Source organism: Nocardioides sp. 503, assembly GCF_004522095.1.
Classification (GTDB): domain Bacteria; phylum Actinomycetota; class Actinomycetes; order Propionibacteriales; family Nocardioidaceae; genus Nocardioides.
Genome location: NZ_SPUI01000003.1, coordinates 595,960 through 613,827, shown reverse-complemented (window position 1 = coordinate 613,827; position 17,868 = coordinate 595,960). Strand labels below are relative to the sequence as shown.

The following is a 17,868-nucleotide window of genomic DNA, read 5'->3' as shown; positions in this document are numbered from 1 at the left end:
TGCGCACCTGCCGCGCCCGAGCGCAGCGCGGGAAGGGTGGACGCCGCGCGCCCCTCACACCGGCAACCCAAGAGACGCCGGCCCCTGGCAGGCTGGCCCCATGCGCTGCGTGATCCTGGACGACTACCAGCAGGTGGCTACGTCGTACGCCGACTGGTCGGTGCTCGAGGGGGTCGAGGTGAGCTCGGTGTCGGAGCACCTCGCCGGCGAGGCGCTGGTGGGGGCGTTGGCGGGAGCCTCGGTCGTGGTGGTGATGCGGGAGCGGACGCCGCTCACCCGCGAGCTGCTGGAGCGGCTCCCGCACCTGCGGCTGGTGGTCACCAGCGGGATGCGCAACGCCTCGATCGACCTGGAGGCGTGCCGCGAGCGCGGCGTCGCCGTGTGCGGTACGGCGAGCGGCTCGGCGCCGCCGGTCGAGCTGACGTGGGCGTTGATCCTGGGGCTGGTGCGCCACCTGACGACGGAGTCCGCGGCCTTCCGCGAGGGCGGGCCGTGGCAGCGCACGGTCGGCGTCGACCTGGCGGGGGCGACGCTGGGCGTGGTGGGGCTGGGCAGGCTCGGCACCCGCGTGGCCGAGGTCGGGCGGGCGTTCGGCATGGACCTGCTCGCCTGGAGCCCGCACCTGACCGACGAGCGCGCCGCCGAGGCGGGCGTGCGGCGGGCCGGCAGCCTGCTCGAGCTGATGGGCTCCTCCGACGTCGTCACCCTGCACCTCGTCCTGTCCGAGAGCACCCGAGGGCTGGTGGGGGCCGCCGAGCTCGCCGCGATGCGGCCGGCGGCGCGCCTGGTCAACACCTCGCGCGCCGGGCTGGTCGACACCGACGCGCTCGTCGAGGTGCTCCGCAGGGGCGCGATCGCCGGGGTGGGGCTCGACGTGTTCGACGAGGAGCCGCTGCCGGTGGACCACCCGTTGCGCTCGCTGCCGCAGGTGCTGGCCACGCCCCACCTGGGCTACGTGAGCGCCGGCAACTACCGCACCTACTTCACCGAGGCGGTCGAGGACGTCGCCGCCTGGAGGGCGGGGGAGCCGGTCCGGCTCCTGACCTGACGCGATTTGGCGCCCGCCCCGGACCGCCGTACAGTTCGTACCTGAATCCAGAGACCGCCGGTTGTCCGGCTGCATCAGCAGCCAGACCGAAGGTTCCGCAGCGATGCGGACGGCCTGCGCAGGTGACAGAGCAAGACCCGCGGTCCGCCGCAGTCCACGCCCTGAGCATCTGCGCTCAGGGCGTTCGTCATTGTGACGGACCCGGCGCGGTGGTCTCCCAGTCCGGAAGGAGACCCATGGCGCGGGCAGACAGAGACGCCGCCGTCGCGGAGATCGTTGACTCGTTCAACGACTCCGCCGGTGCCGTGCTGACCGAGTACCGCGGTCTGACCGTCAAGGAGCTGCAGAACCTGCGCCGCTCCCTCGGTGAGAACGCCAACTATGCCGTGGTCAAGAACACGCTGGCCAAGATCGCCGCCAACCAGGTGGGCATCTCCGGCTTCGACGACCTGCTGACCGGCCCGACCGCCATCGCCTTCATCAGCGGTGACGTCGTCGAGGCGGCCAAGGGTCTGCGTGACTTTGCCAAGGCCAACCCCACCCTGGTCATCAAGGGCGGGGTCCTGGACGGCAACATCCTCGACGCGAAGGAGATCGCCAAGCTGGCGGATCTCGAGTCGCGCGAGGTGCTCCTGGGCAAGCTCGCGGGCGCCATGCTCGCTTCGCTCAGCCAGGCCGTCTACCTGCTCAACGCCCCCCTCGCCCAGGCTGCCCGGCTCGCCGGCGCACTCCAGGCGAAGGCCGAGCAGGACCCCTCGATCCTCGCAGGTGGTGCTTCCCAGGAATCAGACACTGGGCCGGTCGCCGCCGAGGAGGCTCCCGAGGCAGAGGTCGAGACCCCTGCCGACGAGGCCCCCGCAGACGAGGCCGAGGCTCCGGTCGACGAGACCCCCGCGGCTGCTGACGCAGCCGAGGAGGCCCCCGCCGCCGACGCCGAGACCTCCGATGAGGGCGAAGCCACCGAGTCCTGACCCAGGACCTCGGTACCCACCACCTGAAACCCGGACGGTCGCGCTGCGACCGGCCACCGAATGGAAGGAAACGCCACCATGGCGAAGCTCAGCACTGACGAGCTGCTCGACGCGTTCAAGGAAATGACCCTCATCGAGCTCTCCGAGTTCGTGAAGCAGTTCGAGGAGACCTTCGGCGTGACCGCCGCTGCTCCCGTCGCGGTTGCCGCCGCCCCTGCTGCCGGCGGCGCCGGCGGTGGCGAGGAGGAGGCTGCCCAGGACGAGTTCGACGTCATCCTCGAGGCTGCCGGCGAGAAGAAGATCAACGTCATCAAGGAGGTGCGCGCCCTGACCTCCCTCGGCCTGAAGGAGGCCAAGGAGCTGGTCGAGGCCGCGCCGAAGGCTGTCGTCGAGAAGGTCGACAAGGCCACGGCCGAGAAGGCCAAGGAGGCGCTCGAGGGCGCCGGGGCCACCGTCACCCTCAAGTGACCCGCCCGCTCGCCGGCGGCTGATCCAGCCGCTCGACGGGCACCGCACCGCCACGACGGGCGGCCATCCCTCCGGGGGTGGCCGCCCTTCGTGCTTCCCGGGGCCCGGATCGCGTTTGCGCAGGTGACCCCCCGGGTCACGCCTCGGTCTCAAGACCGACCCGGTCAGTGACGGGAAGCACAAAGCCGCGTAACCTCGCCGCCGTAGCACCGTTGTTACTGACGAGTGGGGTCGTGTGTGCACTGACGCGCCCGCATCAGGGGACGGACCGCAGGGTCCGAGGGGGAGAGGGACGGCATGGGCGTGGAGATCAAGGTCGACGACCTGACCAAGTCGTTCGGCAAGCAGCTCATCTGGGGCGACGTCTCGCTGACCATCCCGGCCGGCGAGATCTGCGTGATGCTCGGGCCCTCCGGAACCGGCAAGTCGGTCTTCCTCAAGACCCTCATCGGCCTGCTCAAGCCCGACAAGGGCTCGATCATCATCGAGGGCACCGACATCGCGAGCTGCTCCGAGAAGGAGCTCTACGAGATCCGCAAGCTCTTCGGCGTGCTGTTCCAGGACGGCGCCATGTTCGGCTCGATGAACCTCTACGACAACGTCGCCTTCCCGCTGCGCGAGCACACCAAGAAGTCCGAGTCCGAGGTCCGCGACATCGTCATGGAGAAGATGGACCTGGTGGGCCTCCTCGGCGCCGAGGACAAGCTGCCCGGTGAGATCTCCGGCGGCATGCGCAAGCGCGCCGGCCTCGCGCGGGCCCTGGTGCTGGACCCCGAGATCGTGCTCTTCGACGAGCCCGACTCCGGCCTGGACCCGGTGCGCACGGCGTTCCTCAACCAGCTGATCATCGACCTCAACGCCCAGATCGACGCGACGTTCCTGATCGTCACCCACGACGTCAACACCGCCCGCACGGTGCCCGACAACATCGGCCTGCTCTACCACAAGCACCTGGCCATGTTCGGGCCTCGCGAGATGCTGCTCAGCTCCGAGGAGCCGGTGGTGCGCCAGTTCCTCAACGCCCAGCGCGTCGGGCCCATCGGCATGTCCGAGGAGAAGGACGCCGACGAGCTGGAGTCCGAGAAGGACCAGGAGCTGCCCCCGCTGCCGCCGATCCCGCTCCAGCAGGAGCCCTCCAACGGGATCCCGCGGCGCAGCCAGCGCGAGCCCGGTGCGTGGTGCCGCGACCACGGAGTGACGCCGCCTCCGGGGTCGTTCGAGGAGAACATGAACATGACTATCGGTAAGTGACGGGGGGACACACACCTCGTGGCATCCACCGCGACCCGGGTCCTCGCCCCGGTCGGCACCGCCGGCAAGCTGTTCGCCTTCGGCCTCGACGTCGGGCGAGCGCTCTTCCGGCGACCCTTCCAGATGCGGGAGTTCCTGCAGCAGGCCTGGTTCATCGCCTCGGTCACCATCATCCCGACGGCGCTGGTCGCCATCCCGTTCGGCGCGGTCATCGCGCTGCAGGTGGGTGGGCTGATCAAGCAGTTCGGCGCCCAGTCGTTCACGGGCTCCGCGTCGGTGCTGGCGGTCATCCAGCAGGCCGGGCCCATCGCGACCGCGCTGCTGATCGCGGGCGCCGGTGGGTCCGCGATTGCCGCTGACCTCGGCGCGCGCAAGATCCGCGAAGAGCTCGACGCCATGATGGTCCTGGGCATCGACCCCATCCAGCGCCTCGTGGTGCCCCGGGTCCTGGCCTGCATGATGGTGGCCTTCTTCCTCAACGGCCTCGTCAGCGTCGTGGGCGTCGCCGGCGGCTACGTCTTCAACGTCGTCCTCCAGGACGGCACCCCGGGCGCCTACCTCGCGAGCTTCACGGCGCTGGCCCAGCTGCCCGACCTGTGGGTCGGGCTCCTCAAGGCGCTGGTGTTCGGCTTCATCGCCGCGATCGTCGCCGCCTACAAGGGCATGAACGCCGGCGGCGGCCCCAAGGGCGTCGGCGACGCCGTCAACGAGTCGGTGGTCATCACCTTCCTGCTGCTGTTCGTCGTCAACTTCGTCATGAGCACGATCTACCTCCAAGTCATCCCACCGAAGACGGGGTGACGGACATGGGGAAGAGCTCCGTCCACCTCCGGGCGGTCTACGAGAAGCCGCTGGGCTCGCTGAACGAGCTCGGCGGCCAGCTGGCGTTCTACCTCGGCGTGCTCCGCGCGATCCCGCGCTCGGTCAAGCGCTACCCCAAGGAGATCCTGCGGATCCTGGCCGAGGTCACCCTCGGGTCCGGGTCGCTGGCCGTCATCGGCGGCACCGTCGGCGTCATCGCCGGCATGACGTTCTTCACCGGCGCCCAGGTGGGCCTGTCCGGCTACGCCGCGCTCAACCAGCTGGGCACCGCCGCCTTCTCCGGCTTCGTCTCGGCCTACTTCAACACCCGCGAGATCGCGCCCCTCGTCGCCGGCATCGCCCTGGCCGCCACCGTGGGCTGCGGCTTCACCGCCCAGCTCGGCGCCATGCGCATCTCCGAGGAGGTCGACGCGCTCGAGACGATGGCCATCCCCTCGATGCCGTTCCTCGTCGCCACCCGCGTCGTCGGCGGGCTGGTCGCGATCGTGCCGCTCTACGTCGTGGGCCTGCTGTCGTCGTACTTCGCCAGCCGGCTGATCGTCACCCAGTTCTATGGCCAGAGCTCCGGCACCTACGACCACTACTTCAACCAGTTCCTGCCGCCCGGCGACGTGCTGTGGTCCTTCGGCAAGGTGCTGGTCTTCGCCGTCGTCGTGATCCTCATCCACTGCTACCACGGCTACAACGCCTCCGGCGGTCCCGCCGGCGTGGGCGTGGCCGTCGGCCGCGCCGTGCGGACGAGCATCGTCGCCATCAACGTCATCGACCTGTTCCTGTCGATGGCCATCTGGGGCACGACCACCACCGTGAGACTGGCGGGGTGAGCGCGTGAAGATCCTCGCCAACCACAAGGTCCTCGGCGTCGCCTTCCTGGCGCTGCTGGTCCTGGGCGTCTACGCGACGTTCGCGGTGTTCACCAAGAAGTACGTCGACTACGACGAGGTGAAGCTCGAGACCTCCTCGATCGGTCTGCAGCTGCCGACCCGCGCCGACGTCAAGATCCGCGGCGTCATCGTGGGGGAGGTGCTCGCCACCGACACCCGCTCCGACGGCGCCGAGATCACCCTCGGCATCTTCCCGGAGAAGATGGACACGATCCCGGCCAACGTGACGGGCTCGATCGTGCCCAAGACCCTCTTCGGGGAGAAGTACGTCAGCCTCGAGATCCCCGAGTCGGGCCCCGAGGGACAGCTCACGACCGACGACGTCATCACCCGCACCGAGGTCAGCACGGAGGTGGAGGAGGTCCTCTCCGACCTCTACCCGCTGCTGCGTGCGGTCCAGCCGGCCGACATCAACATGACCCTCAACGCGCTGGTCACCGCGCTCGAGGGCCGCGGCGAGCTCATCGGCGAGAACCTGGAGACGGTCGACGCCTACCTCAAGCGCCTCAACCCGCAGATCCCCGGCCTGGTCGAGGACCTCCGACTCACCGCCCAGGTCTCCGACATCTACGCCGACGTCCTGCCCGAGGTGGCGCAGATCCTGGAGAACACGGTGACGACCACCGGGACCCTCGAGGACCGCTCGGTCCAGCTCAACGCCCTCTTCAAGGACGTCGCGTCCTTCTCCGACACCGCCAAGGTGTTCCTCCAGGACAACGGCGACAACCTCGTCCGGCTCGGCGAGGTCGGCTCCGCCCAGCTGCGGGTCCTGGCGCGCTACTCCCCGGTCTTCCCCTGCCTGACCGCCGGCATCGTCAATGCCGGCAAGCTGCAGGCCGAGGCGTTCCGGGGCTTCACGCTGAACATCGTCCTGGAGACCCTGCCGCGCCAGCCGCGCGCCTACGGCCCGCAGGACAAGCCGCGCGTCGCCGAGGACCGCGGCCCCGACTGCCTCCACCTGCCCAACCCGCCGTGGAGCCAGTCCAACCCCCTGCGCCGCCAGCCCGACTTCGACGACGGCGTCGACGAGCCCACGGGCAAGGGCACCTCGCGCGTGTCGCCGGGCTACTTCTTCGACGGCGCCGGTGAGCCCGGCAGCGTCGAGGAGGCCGACCTGCTCAAGTCGCTCATCGGGCCGGGCTTCGGTGTGCCCGCGTCCGAGGTCTCCGACCTGAGCGTCATGCTGGTCGCCCCGATGGCGCGCGGCGCCGAAGTGAGCCTGCGCTGATGGCCTACCTCGACAAGCGCACCCTCAACGACCTGGTCAAGCTGATGGTCTTCATCGTCATCACGACGCTGGCCACCGGCGTCCTGGTCGTCACCATCGGCAACCTCACGTTCGGCGGCTCGCGTGACTACGAGGCCGAGTTCGTCGACGCCACCGGCGTCGTCAAGGGCGACGACGTCCGCATCGCGGGGGTCAAGGTCGGCACCGTCAACAGCGTCGAGATCGTCGGACGCACCCGGGCCCGGGTGTCGTTCTCGGTCGAGGACGAGACCCGGCTGACCGAGTCGACCCACGCCCTCATCAAGTACCGCAACCTGGTCGGGCAGCGCTACATCTCGCTCACCACGGAGATCGGGGAGGGCGACACCCTCGACGAGGGGGACACCATCCCGGTCGAGCGCACCTCGCCGGCCCTCGACCTGACCGTGCTCTTCAACGGCTTCAAGCCGCTCTTCGAGGCGCTCTCGCCCGAGGACGTCAACAAGCTCTCCTACGAGATCGTCCAGGTCTTCCAGGGCGAGGGCGGGACGCTCGAGAGCCTGCTGGGCAACACCGCCTCCATCACCAACACCCTCGCCGCGCGCGACCAGGTCATCGGGGACCTGATCACCAACCTCAACCAGGTGCTCGACAACCTCGCCGACCGCGACGACCAGCTCACCGACCTGATCAAGACCTTCCGGACCTTCGTGAGCGGGCTCAACAAGGACCGGGACGCCATCTTGGACTCGCTGGACCAGATCTCCTCGCTCTCGGTGGAGACCGCCGACCTGGTCAAGGGCATCCGGCCGCCGTTCGTCCAGGACATCAAGCAGCTGCGCCGCTTCACCGAGAACGTCGCCCGCAACAAGGGCGAGCTGGACCGCGCGCTCCAGGTGCTGCCGATCAAGCTCGAGAAGGTGGGACGCACCGCGATCTACGGCTCGTGGTTCAACTTCTACCTCTGCAACTTCAAGGGCCAGATCCGCCTGCCCGGCGTGGACCCGATCACTGTCGGGTACCAGACCGAAGCTGCGAGGTGTGACCTCGGATGAAGCCCTTCCGCGAGCGCAACCCCGTCATGATCGGCGCCGTCAGCATCACCGTGCTGCTGCTGATGCTCGTCGCCGCCTTCCGCGCGCAGGACCTGCCCCTGATCGGCGGTGGCGACACCTACTACGCCGCCTTCACCGAGGCGGGGGGCCTCAAGGCCAACGACGAGGTCCGCATCGCCGGTGTCCGCGTCGGCAAGGTCGAGAAGGTCGAGCTGGCCGGCGACCACGTCAAGGTCACCTTCCGGGTCAAGACCGACTCCGACTTCGGCACGCAGACCCAGGCCGCCATCAAGGTCAAGACGCTGCTCGGCGCCATGTTCCTGGCCCTCGAGCCTGCCGGGAAGGGCCAGCTGGACGACGGCAGCGAGATCCCCGTCGAGCGCACCAGCTCGCCGTTCGACGTCGTCGAGGCCTTCTCCGGCCTGGCCGAGACCTCCGCCGACATCGACACCGACCGGCTCGCCGCCTCGCTGACCACGCTGGCCGACCTGACCCGCAACACCCCCGAGGAGTTCCGCGCCGCCCTCGGCGGCGTCTCCGCGCTGTCGCGCACCATCGCCTCGCGCGACGACCAGATCAACTCCCTGCTGCAGAACCTCGACCGGGTCACCACGGTCCTGGACGAGCGCGACGAGGACATCATCGGCCTGATGCGCGACTCCGACGTCCTCTTCCGGGCGCTCGTGGCACGCCGCGAGGCGGTCCACGACCTGCTGGTCTCGACCTCCACGCTCTCGCGCGAGCTGACGCTGCTCGTGAGGCAGACCCGCCAGGACCTCAAGCCGGCCCTGCTCAAGCTGGAGGAGGTCGTCGACGTGCTCAACAAGAACGAGGACAACCTCGACAACAGCCTGCGGCTGATGGCGCCCTTCTACCGGGTCTTCGCCAACACGCTCGGCAACGGTCCCTGGTTCGACACCTACATCCAGAACCTGCCGCCGGTCGGGACGGTCCAGCCATGACGACGCTGAAGAAGTACCTCGTCCCCCTGCTGGTGCTCGGCCTCGTCGTGGCCGCGGTCCTCGCCATGACCGGCGGCGACGACCAGAAGCGCCTCACCGCCCACTTCCCGCGCACGATCTCGGTCTACGAGGGCAGCGAGGTGCGGGTCCTCGGCGTCCCGGTCGGCACCGTCGAGCGGGTGAAGCCCTCGGGCACCGACGTCGAGGTCACGATGACCTACGACGCCGAGGTCAAGATCCCCGCGGACGCGAAGGCCGTCATCATCGCGCCGTCCATCGTCGGGGACCGCTACATCCAGCTCACCCCGGTCTACACCGAGGGCAAGGTGCTGGCCGACGACGTGGAGCTCGAGGAGGAGCGCACCGCGGTGCCGCTGGAGCTCGACCAGATCTACTCCAGCCTCGACCGGCTCAACGTCGCCCTCGGCCCCGACGGCGCCAACGCCGACGGCGCGCTGACCGACCTGCTCGAGACCACCGCGGAGAACTTCGGCGGCCAGGGCCAGCAGCTCAACCAGACCATCGAGGACTTCAGCACGCTCACCAAGACGCTGGACAACAACAAGGAGGAGCTCTTCGGCTCCGCCGAGCAGCTCGGCAAGTTCATCGAGACCCTGGCCGACAACGACGCCACGGTGCAGCGCTTCAACTCCTCGCTCGGCTCGGTGTCGACGATGCTGTCGGGCGAGCGCCAGGAGCTGGCGGCCGCCCTGAGCAACCTGGCCGAGGCCCTGGGCCAGGTCGGGACCTTCGTGCGCGACAACAAGGACGTGCTGGGCCGCAACATCAAGAAGATCAACCGGGTCGCCAAGGTGCTGGTGAAGCAGCGTGGCGCCCTGGACGAGACCCTCAAGCTCGCCCCGCTCGCGCTGAACAACCTGGCGCTGACCTACAACCCCGACGCGGGGACGCTCGACACCAACGCCAACATCGGCAACCTGGCCAACGAGATCGTGAGCAACCCCGAGGTCCTGCTGTGCAGCCTCGTGGCCGAGCAGGACGGCAACGGCCGCCTGTGCGACCTCATCAAGTCGCTGCCGTTCCCCAAGCGCGCCCCGTTCGGCGCCGGCACCGGTACCGGCTACGGCGCCTCCTTCGACCCGACCCTCGGCGGTCTCGTGGAGGTGGACCGATGAGGGCCCCGATGAAGGTCAGGCTGCGGCTGCTCGTGGCCCTGATGTTCGGCAGCCTGTTCCTCAGCGCCTGCGACTTCGACGTCTACAGCCTGCCGCTGCCTGGCGGCACCAGCGCCGGCGACGACGCGATCCGGGTCGAGGTCATGTTCGCCGACGTCCTCGACCTGGTGCCGCAGTCGACGGTCAAGGTCAACGACGTCAGCGTCGGCCAGGTCACCGACGTCGAGCTGGAGGGCACGGTCGCCAAGGTGACCATCGAGCTGCGCGGTGACACCGAGCTTCCCGACAAGCCCATCGCCGAGATCCGCCAGACCAGCCTCCTGGGCGAGAAGTTCGTGTCGCTCAAGGCGCCGGAGGGCGGCGGCACCGGCGAGCTCGGCGACGGCGACGTCATCCCGATCGAGCGCACCGGTCGCAACCCGGAGGTGGAGGAGGTCCTGGGCGCGCTCAGCCTCCTGCTCAACGGCGGTGGCGTGGCGCAGCTCAAGACGATCACCCGCGAGCTCAACCTCGCGCTCGAGGGTCGCGAGGACAGCGCGAAGTCGGTCCTCACCCAGATCGACCAGCTGATGGGGCAGCTGGCCGACAACAAGGACGGCATCGTCGACGCCATCGAGTCCCTCAACCGGCTCTCGGTCGCCGCCAACAAGCAGCAGGGCGTCATCAACTCCGCGCTCGCGGAGCTGCCGAGCGCCCTCACCTCGCTGGACGCCCAGCGCGGCGACCTGGTCAAGATGCTCCAGGCGCTCAACCGACTCGGCGACGTCGGCGTGAGGGTGATCCGCGAGTCCAAGGACGTCACGATCGACTCCATCCGCCAGCTGCAGCCGGTCCTGACCGAGCTGGCCAACTCCGGCGACAGCTTCGTCAAGGCCTTCAACGTCTTCCTGACCTACCCGTTCGTCGACGAGGTCGTCGGCCGCGACCCGCAGGTCGCACGCAACCTGCACATGGGCGACTACACGAACCTCTCGATCACCCTCGACCTCGACCTGGGCGCGGGCCTGCCGTCGGTCGGGGTGCCCTGCACCGCGCTCAACGAGATCCCCAACAACCTGCCGCTCGACCAGATCCTGGACCTGCCGAAGCTGTGCCAGGGCGCCTCGGACGCGATCAACAAGTGCCTCACCGAGAAGACGGTGGCGGCCTGCCAGGGTCTGCCCGGCGGCGTCGTCTCTGCCGTGTGCGCCGCCAGCGCGATCCCGATCCCCGTCCTGTGCCCCCGGGGCACGGGCTCCGGCGGCGGCGGCACCATCCCGCTGCCCGACCTGCCGCTGCCGCTGCCCGACCTGCCCGGCGCGCTCGGCGGGCTGGGGCGCACCGGCTTCGGCGACGACGCCCCACCGAAGGGTGGCGGACCCACGATGGGACAGCTCATGGAGGCCTACGACCCCGACCTGGTGTCGCTGCTCGTGCCGGGGATGGTGATCCGGTGATCACCCGCCGCACCAAGGTCCAGCTCCTGATCTTCGTCGTCATCACGCTCCTGGGCGTGACCTACGTCGGTGCGCGCTACGCCAAGCTGGACCGGCTGCTGGTCGACGACAGCTACACCGTGGTCGCCCACTTCGACGAGTCCGGCGGCATCTTCGCGGGCGGCGAGGTCAGCTACCGCGGCGTCAAGGTCGGGACCGTCGACGAGCTGGTGCTCACCGACGAGGGGGTGGACGTCCACCTCGGCATCGACAACGAGTTCGACGAGATCCCCGCCGACACCCTCGCGGTCGTCGGCAACCGCTCCGCGGTCGGCGAGCAGTACGTCGAGCTGCAGCCGAAGGTCGACGACGGCCCCTACCTCGAGGCCGACTCGGAGATCGCCGTGGCGGACACCCGGGTCCCCATCTCGACCAACCAGCTCCTCACCAACCTCTCCAACACCGTCTCCTCGGTCGACCAGGACGCCCTGCGCACGACCGTCGACGAGTTCGGCCTGGCCTTCGCCGACAGCGGCGACGACCTCCAGACGATCATCGACTCCGGGACGTCGTTCATCGAGGTCGCCAACCGCAACTTCGACGTCACCTCCCGCCTGATCGAGGACAGCAACGTCGTCCTCAACGGCCAGATCCGCTCCGAGAGCGCGCTGCGCACCTTCGCCCGCGAGCTCGCGCTCTTCAGCGGCACCCTCGCCGACGCCGACGGCGACCTGCGCAAGGTCATCGACACCGGCTCGGCCACCGCGACGCAGCTGCGGACCTTCCTCGAGGACAACCGGGTCGAGCTGGGCAGCCTGATCAACAACCTCGTGACGACGGGCAACGTCATCGTCAAGCACCTCGACGGCATCGCGCAGGTGCTCGTGATCTACCCCTACGTCGTCGAGGGCGGCTTCACCGTCGTCTCCAAGTCGCCCGGCGGCCTCTACGACGCGCACTTCGGCATGATCCTGACCACCGAGCCGGTGTGCCGCAAGGGCTACGAGAGCACCGACCGGCGCGAGCCGCAGGACGGCTCCAACCGCCCCATGAACGAGAAGGCCCGGTGCGCGGAGGCCGCGGCGCAGAGCAACGCCCGCGGCTCGCAGAACCTCAACCGCGTGGTCGGCTCGTTCGACCAGGGGACGGGCCGGCTGACCTGGGGCGACCCCGGCACCGAGGCTCCGACCGGTAGCGTGGCCCCGCCGTCACTGGGAGAGGAGTCGTGGAAGTGGCTGTACCTCCAGCCGCTGGCGACGAACCGCCGGTGACCGACAGCTCCGAGCCCTCCACGTCCCGCCCGCCCGACCGCCGTTCCGGTGCGCGGCGCGCGGTCGTGCTCGTGCTCGCCGTCTCCGTCGTCCTCATCGTGGGCTGCCTGGTCTCGCTCGCCTTCCTGGCCGTGTCCCGCCCCGAGGACGGCGCGTCCCTGGGCGAGCGGCTCGACGCCGTCTTCGGCCAGACCGACGGGGACGTGCGCGAGCGGGAGAGCGCGATGTCCCAGGCCGAGCAGTTCGTCCTGCGCGTGCACACCTACGGACCCCAGCTGCTCGACGAGAAGAACGCGATGCCGAAGTACCGCGAGCTGGTCACCGAGGTGATGACGCCCAAGTTCGCCGCCGACTTCGAGGAGCAGGCCGGTCTCGCCGAGGCGACCGTGGCCCAGGCGGGGGTGGCCCGCACCGCCGACGTGTTCTCCTACGGCACCTCCACGATCGACAGCGACTCCGCCTCGGTGCTCGTGGCCGGCTCGTTCACCACCTCCTACCCCGACCCGAAGGCCCCCGAGGACTCCGAGAAGCGCATCGACACCGACGCGATCCCGTTCCGCTACGAGGTCTCGCTGAAGAAGATCGAGGGGGAGTGGCTGGTGGACTCCTTCCAGGACCTGACCGGTGAGCCCGAGCAGCCCGCGGGGGGCCAGCCCCAGGAGCCGCAGGCGCCTCAGGGGAGCGTCGCGCCGTGACCCCGCACTGGTACGACCTGCTGGACGTCGAGCGCGACGCGACGCCCGAGGAGATCCGCGCCGCCTGGCGCGCCGCCATCGCCGACCTGGAGCCCGACGACCGGCGCTTCCGCGTGTTCAACGAGGCCGGCGCGGTCCTGCTCGACCCCGAGCGCCGCGCCGCCTACGACGCGACCCTGCCGCCGGACGAGCCCGAGGAGCCCGTCGAGCTCGACGAGGACGTGCGTGAGCAGGACGCGCCGGTCGTGCCCGAGCAGGACGAGCCCGTCGCGGCCGCGCCGCAGGGGCCGCTGCTCGACCGCGAGCGGTCCGAGGACGACGGGCTCGACCGCGACGGCCCCGACGGCCCCGACGGCCCCGACGACGGCGTACCCCCGTCCGCCGCTGGACCCGAGGAGCGCCCGGCCGACGACGACACCGCCCGCTCCGGCGTGCCGGTGTGGCTGGCGGCGGCGCTGGCCGTGCTGGCCCTGGCCGTCGTCGCCGCGACGGTCTTCGCCTGGACCCGTCCCGGCCCCGTGGACGAGGACGCCGCCCGCGCGGCCGCCCGGGCCGCCGTCGTCCCGGTGCTGTCCTACGACTACCGGACGCTCGACGAGGACGCCGCCGCAGCGCGCACCTACCTCACCCCCTCCTTCCGCAAGGACTACGACGACACGTTCACGCTCCTGGAGGAGAACGCACCGCGCACCAAGACGGTGGTGTCGGTCGAGGAGCCGCTGGCGGACGCCGTCGTGCGCTCCGGCGAGGACCACGTCGACGTGCTGCTCTACGTCAACCAGCCGACCAGCAACGCGCAGGGCTCGGTGACCTTCCGCAACCAGGTGACGCTGAGCATGCGCTTGGTCGACGGGAAGTGGCTCGTGGACGACCTGCGCACCGACCGCGCCCAGCGGTAGCGGGCCGCCGGCAGGCGCGGGGGAGCGGCGTGGGGACGCGCCGATGCACCGCACCCGGCCCGGGTGCTTGACCTGAGCGCGCTGCTGGCGCATGATCCTCGCGACGCTCATCGTTGCGGTGCATGCAGAGGTTGTTGTGCGCCCGTGAGTCGTGTATGGTAGCGCATTGCGCCTGCCCTCAAATACTTGTCATCCTGCCCGGTGGTTGAGCCTGTGGTGGGTGGGCGCGTCTCTCACAGCGACACGTCGAAGGACAAATCTTGGCCGCGCGCAGCACTTCCGGTTACTCCCCTCGCATCTCTTTCGCAAAGATCGATGAGCCCCTCGAGGTTCCTCAGCTCCTCTCACTCCAGACCGACGCCTTCGACTGGCTGATCGGCAACGAGAAGTGGGACGCCGTCGTCGAGCGCCGCCGCGCCGAGGGCGAGGACGTCTCCGCCAAGTCCGGTCTGACCGAGATCTTCGAGGAGATCTCGCCGATCGAGGACTTCTCCGAGACGATGTCCCTCGCCTTCGAGAACCCCGTCTTCTACGACCCCAAGTACACCGTCGACGAGTGCAAGGAGAAGGACTTCACCTACTCCGCTCCGCTCTACGTCTCGGCGGAGTTCACCAACAACGACACCGGTGAGATCAAGGGCCAGACGGTCTTCATGGGCGACTTCCCGCTCATGACGCCCAAGGGCACCTTCGTCATCAACGGCACCGAGCGCGTCGTCGTCTCGCAGCTCGTCCGCTCGCCGGGCGTCTACTTCGAGCGCACCGCCGACAAGACGTCCGACAAGGACATCTACACCGCCAAGCTGATCCCCTCGCGCGGCGCCTGGCTCGAGTTCGAGATCGACAAGCGCGACCTGGTCGGCGTCCGCCTCGACCGCAAGCGCAAGCAGAACGTCACCGTGCTCCTCAAGGCCCTCCAGGCCGTCGCCGAGGACATCGGCGAGGAGTACGACTACGACGCCGTCATGGCCGAGCTGCGCCAGTACGAGTCGATCCAGCTGACCGAGGAGAAGGACAACACCCAGGGGCCGGACGACGCGCTGCTGGACATCTACCGCAAGCTGCGCCCGGGCGAGCCGCCCACGCGCGAGGCCGCGCTGACGCTGTTGAAGAACTACTACTTCAACCCCAAGCGCTACGACCTCGCGAAGGTCGGCCGCTACAAGATCAACAAGAAGCTCGGCCTGCTGGAGGCGTTCGACCACCAGACGCTGACGATCGCCGACGTCGTCGCCGCCATCCGCTACATCGTGGCGCTGCACGACGGCCGCGAGCAGCTCGAGACGCCCCAGGGCGACCTCGAGATCGGGCCCGACGACATCGACCACTTCGGCAACCGCCGCATGCGCACGGTCGGCGAGCTCATCCAGAACCAGCTCCGCACGGGCCTGGCCCGCATGGAGCGCGTGGTGCGCGAGCGGATGACGACCCAGGACGTCGAGGCGATCACGCCGCAGTCCCTGATCAACATCCGCCCCGTCGTCGCGGCGCTGAAGGAGTTCTTCGGGACCTCGCAGCTCTCGCAGTTCATGGACCAGACCAACCCCATCTCCGGCCTGACGCACAAGCGTCGCCTGTCGGCGCTGGGCCCCGGTGGTCTGTCCCGCGACCGCGCCGGCATGGAGGTCCGCGACGTCCACCCGTCGCACTACGGCCGCATGTGCCCGATCGAGACCCCGGAAGGCCCCAACATCGGCCTGATCGGCTCGCTCGCCTCCTACGGACGGATCAACCCGTTCGGCTTCGTGGAGACGCCCTACCGCAAGGTCGAGAACGGCACCGTCACCGACAAGATCGACTACCTCACGGCCGACGACGAGGACCGCTACGTCATCGCCCAGGCCAACGCCGCCCTCGACAAGAACAAGAAGTTCGTCGAGGAGCGGGTGCTGGTGCGCCAGCGCTTCGGCGAGGTCTCCGAGATCCTGGCCGGCGAGGTCGACTACATGGACGTCTCGCCGCGTCAGATGGTGTCGGTCGCGACCGCTCTGATCCCGTTCCTCGAGCACGACGACGCCAACCGCGCGCTCATGGGCGCCAACATGCAGCGCCAGGCCGTGCCGCTCATCACGAGCGACTCGCCCTTGGTCGGCACCGGCATCGAGTACCGCGCCGCGGTCGACGCCGGCGACGTGGTCGTGTCCGACAAGGCCGGTGTAGTCAAGGAGGTCTCCGCCGAGCTCATCGAGACGATGAACGACGACGGCACCTACTCCACCTACAAGCTGGCCAAGTTCAAGCGCTCCAACCAGGGCACCTGCATCAACCAGCGCCCGCTGGTCGCCGAGGGCGACCGGCTCGAGATCGGCTCCCCGATCGCGGACGGCCCGTGCACCGACAACGCCGAGATGGCGCTCGGCACGAACCTGCTGGTCGCGTTCATGCCGTGGCAGGGTCACAACTACGAGGACGCGATCATCCTCAGCCAGCGTCTGGTGCAGGAGGACGTCCTCACCTCGATCCACATCGAGGAGCACGAGGTCGACGCCCGCGACACCAAGCTGGGCCCCGAGGAGATCACCCGCGACATCCCCAACGTCTCCGAGGAGATGCTGGCCGACCTCGACGAGCGCGGGATCATCCGCATCGGCGCCGAGGTCACCACGGGCGACATCCTGGTCGGCAAGGTCACGCCCAAGGGCGAGACCGAGCTCACCCCCGAGGAGCGCCTGCTGCGCGCGATCTTCGGCGAGAAGGCGCGCGAGGTGCGCGACACCTCGATGAAGGTGCCCCACGGTGAGTCCGGCACGGTCATCGGCGTGCGCGTCTTCGACCGCGAGGACGGCGACGAGCTGCCCCCGGGCGTCAACCAGCTGGTGCGGGTCTACGTCGCCCAGAAGCGCAAGATCTCGGTGGGCGACAAGCTCGCCGGTCGCCACGGCAACAAGGGCGTCATCGCGAAGATCCTGCCGGTCGAGGACATGCCCTTCATGGAGGACGGCACCCCGGTCGACGTGGTCCTCAACCCGCTCGGTGTCCCGCGACGGATGAACATCGGTCAGATCCTCGAGCTCCACCTCGGCTGGCTCGCCAAGCAGGGCTGGGACCTCGACTTCATGGACGACAAGTCCGACGCCGACTGGAAGCAGCGCCTGATCAAGATCCACGCGGACAAGGCCGCCCCCAACACCAAGGTGGCGACGCCGGTGTTCGACGGCGCCCGCGAGGACGAGATCACCGGCCTGCTGGGCGCGACCACGCCCAACCGTGACGGCGTGCGGATGATCGGCGACACGGGCAAGGCCAACCTCTTCGACGGCCGCTCCGGCGAGCCGTTCGCGGACCCGGTCTCGGTGGGCTACATGTACATCCTCAAGCTCCACCACCTCGTGGACGACAAGATCCACGCGCGGAGCACCGGCCCCTACTCGATGATCACGCAGCAGCCCCTGGGCGGTAAGGCCCAGTTCGGCGGCCAGCGGTTCGGCGAGATGGAGGTCTGGGCGATGGAGGCCTACGGCGCCGCCTACGCGCTGCAGGAGCTGCTGACCATCAAGTCCGACGACGTGCCCGGTCGCGTCAAGGTCTACGAGGCGATCGTCAAGGGCGAGAACATCCCCGACTCGGGCATCCCCGAGTCGTTCAAGGTGCTCGTCAAGGAGATGCAGTCCCTCTGCCTGAACGTCGAGGTGCTCAGCCAGGACGGCTCGCAGATCGAGCTCCGCGACGCGGAGGAGGACGTCTTCCGCGCCGCCGAGGAGCTCGGCATCGACCTGTCGCGCCGCGAGCCCAGCTCGGTCGAAGAGGTGTGAGCCGCCGGCGCCCCTGCACCGTCAGGGGCGCC

Annotated in this window: 15 protein-coding genes; all 15 read left to right on the top strand. The window is 69.3% G+C overall.

What is annotated here, in order from left to right:
• Positions 1 to 100: 100 nt before the first annotated feature.
• The 15 genes from E4622_RS10245 (at position 101) to rpoB (ending at position 17,836) form a co-directional block, all read left to right on the top strand.
• Complete coding sequence (locus E4622_RS10245) at positions 101 to 1,048, top strand: D-2-hydroxyacid dehydrogenase family protein (protein WP_134740092.1); 948 nt, start codon at positions 101 to 103, stop codon at positions 1,046 to 1,048.
• 236 nt (positions 1,049 to 1,284) lie between these two features.
• Positions 1,285 to 2,019: a 50S ribosomal protein L10 gene (gene rplJ / locus E4622_RS10240; protein WP_134740091.1), complete on the top strand. Its 735-nt coding sequence runs from the start codon at positions 1,285 to 1,287 to the stop codon at positions 2,017 to 2,019.
• A gap of 78 nt (positions 2,020 to 2,097) precedes the next feature.
• Complete coding sequence (gene rplL, locus E4622_RS10235; protein WP_134740090.1) at positions 2,098 to 2,487, top strand: 50S ribosomal protein L7/L12; 390 nt, start codon at positions 2,098 to 2,100, stop codon at positions 2,485 to 2,487.
• A 297-nt stretch (positions 2,488 to 2,784) separates the two neighbouring features.
• Positions 2,785 to 3,738 (top strand): ABC transporter ATP-binding protein, encoded by a 954-nt coding sequence (locus tag E4622_RS10230; RefSeq protein ID WP_134740089.1) that lies wholly within the window; start codon positions 2,785 to 2,787, stop codon positions 3,736 to 3,738.
• Positions 3,739 to 3,756: 18 nt separating this feature from the next.
• Entirely contained in the window at positions 3,757 to 4,539 is a 783-nt protein-coding gene (locus tag E4622_RS10225) for an ABC transporter permease (protein ID WP_134740088.1), read from the top strand.
• A gap of 5 nt (positions 4,540 to 4,544) precedes the next feature.
• Positions 4,545 to 5,384: an ABC transporter permease gene (locus E4622_RS10220; protein WP_134740087.1), complete on the top strand. Its 840-nt coding sequence runs from the start codon at positions 4,545 to 4,547 to the stop codon at positions 5,382 to 5,384.
• A 4-nt stretch (positions 5,385 to 5,388) separates the two neighbouring features.
• Positions 5,389 to 6,672, top strand: a complete 1,284-nt coding sequence (locus tag E4622_RS10215; RefSeq protein ID WP_134740086.1) for an MCE family protein — start codon at positions 5,389 to 5,391, stop codon at positions 6,670 to 6,672.
• Complete coding sequence (locus tag E4622_RS10210; RefSeq protein ID WP_134740085.1) at positions 6,672 to 7,706, top strand: MCE family protein; 1,035 nt, start codon at positions 6,672 to 6,674, stop codon at positions 7,704 to 7,706. Before E4622_RS10215 ends, E4622_RS10210 begins: the two co-directional genes overlap by 1 nt.
• Positions 7,703 to 8,668, top strand: a complete 966-nt coding sequence (locus E4622_RS10205) for an MCE family protein (RefSeq protein WP_134740084.1) — start codon at positions 7,703 to 7,705, stop codon at positions 8,666 to 8,668. Before E4622_RS10210 ends, E4622_RS10205 begins: the two co-directional genes overlap by 4 nt.
• Complete coding sequence (locus E4622_RS10200) at positions 8,665 to 9,804, top strand: MCE family protein (protein WP_134740083.1); 1,140 nt, start codon at positions 8,665 to 8,667, stop codon at positions 9,802 to 9,804. Before E4622_RS10205 ends, E4622_RS10200 begins: the two co-directional genes overlap by 4 nt.
• Positions 9,801 to 11,240 carry an MCE family protein gene (locus E4622_RS10195; RefSeq protein WP_134740082.1) on the top strand — a complete coding sequence of 480 codons (1,440 nt, stop codon included), beginning with the start codon at positions 9,801 to 9,803 and terminating at the stop codon, positions 11,238 to 11,240. The genes E4622_RS10200 and E4622_RS10195 overlap by 4 nt, the downstream gene beginning before the upstream one ends.
• The gene (locus E4622_RS10190; protein WP_134740081.1) at positions 11,237 to 12,490 is read left to right on the top strand and encodes an MlaD family protein; all 1,254 of its coding nucleotides are present in this window, start codon (positions 11,237 to 11,239) and stop codon (positions 12,488 to 12,490) included. Before E4622_RS10195 ends, E4622_RS10190 begins: the two co-directional genes overlap by 4 nt.
• Positions 12,487 to 13,185, top strand: a complete 699-nt coding sequence (locus tag E4622_RS10185; protein ID WP_134740080.1) for a hypothetical protein — start codon at positions 12,487 to 12,489, stop codon at positions 13,183 to 13,185. The genes E4622_RS10190 and E4622_RS10185 overlap by 4 nt, the downstream gene beginning before the upstream one ends.
• Positions 13,182 to 14,084, top strand: coding sequence for a DnaJ domain-containing protein (locus E4622_RS10180; RefSeq protein WP_134740079.1), 903 nt, complete (start codon positions 13,182 to 13,184; stop codon positions 14,082 to 14,084). The genes E4622_RS10185 and E4622_RS10180 overlap by 4 nt, the downstream gene beginning before the upstream one ends.
• 260 nt (positions 14,085 to 14,344) lie before the next feature.
• Positions 14,345 to 17,836 (top strand): DNA-directed RNA polymerase subunit beta, encoded by a 3,492-nt coding sequence (rpoB, locus tag E4622_RS10175; protein WP_134740078.1) that lies wholly within the window; start codon positions 14,345 to 14,347, stop codon positions 17,834 to 17,836.
• Positions 17,837 to 17,868: the final 32 nt, after the last annotated feature.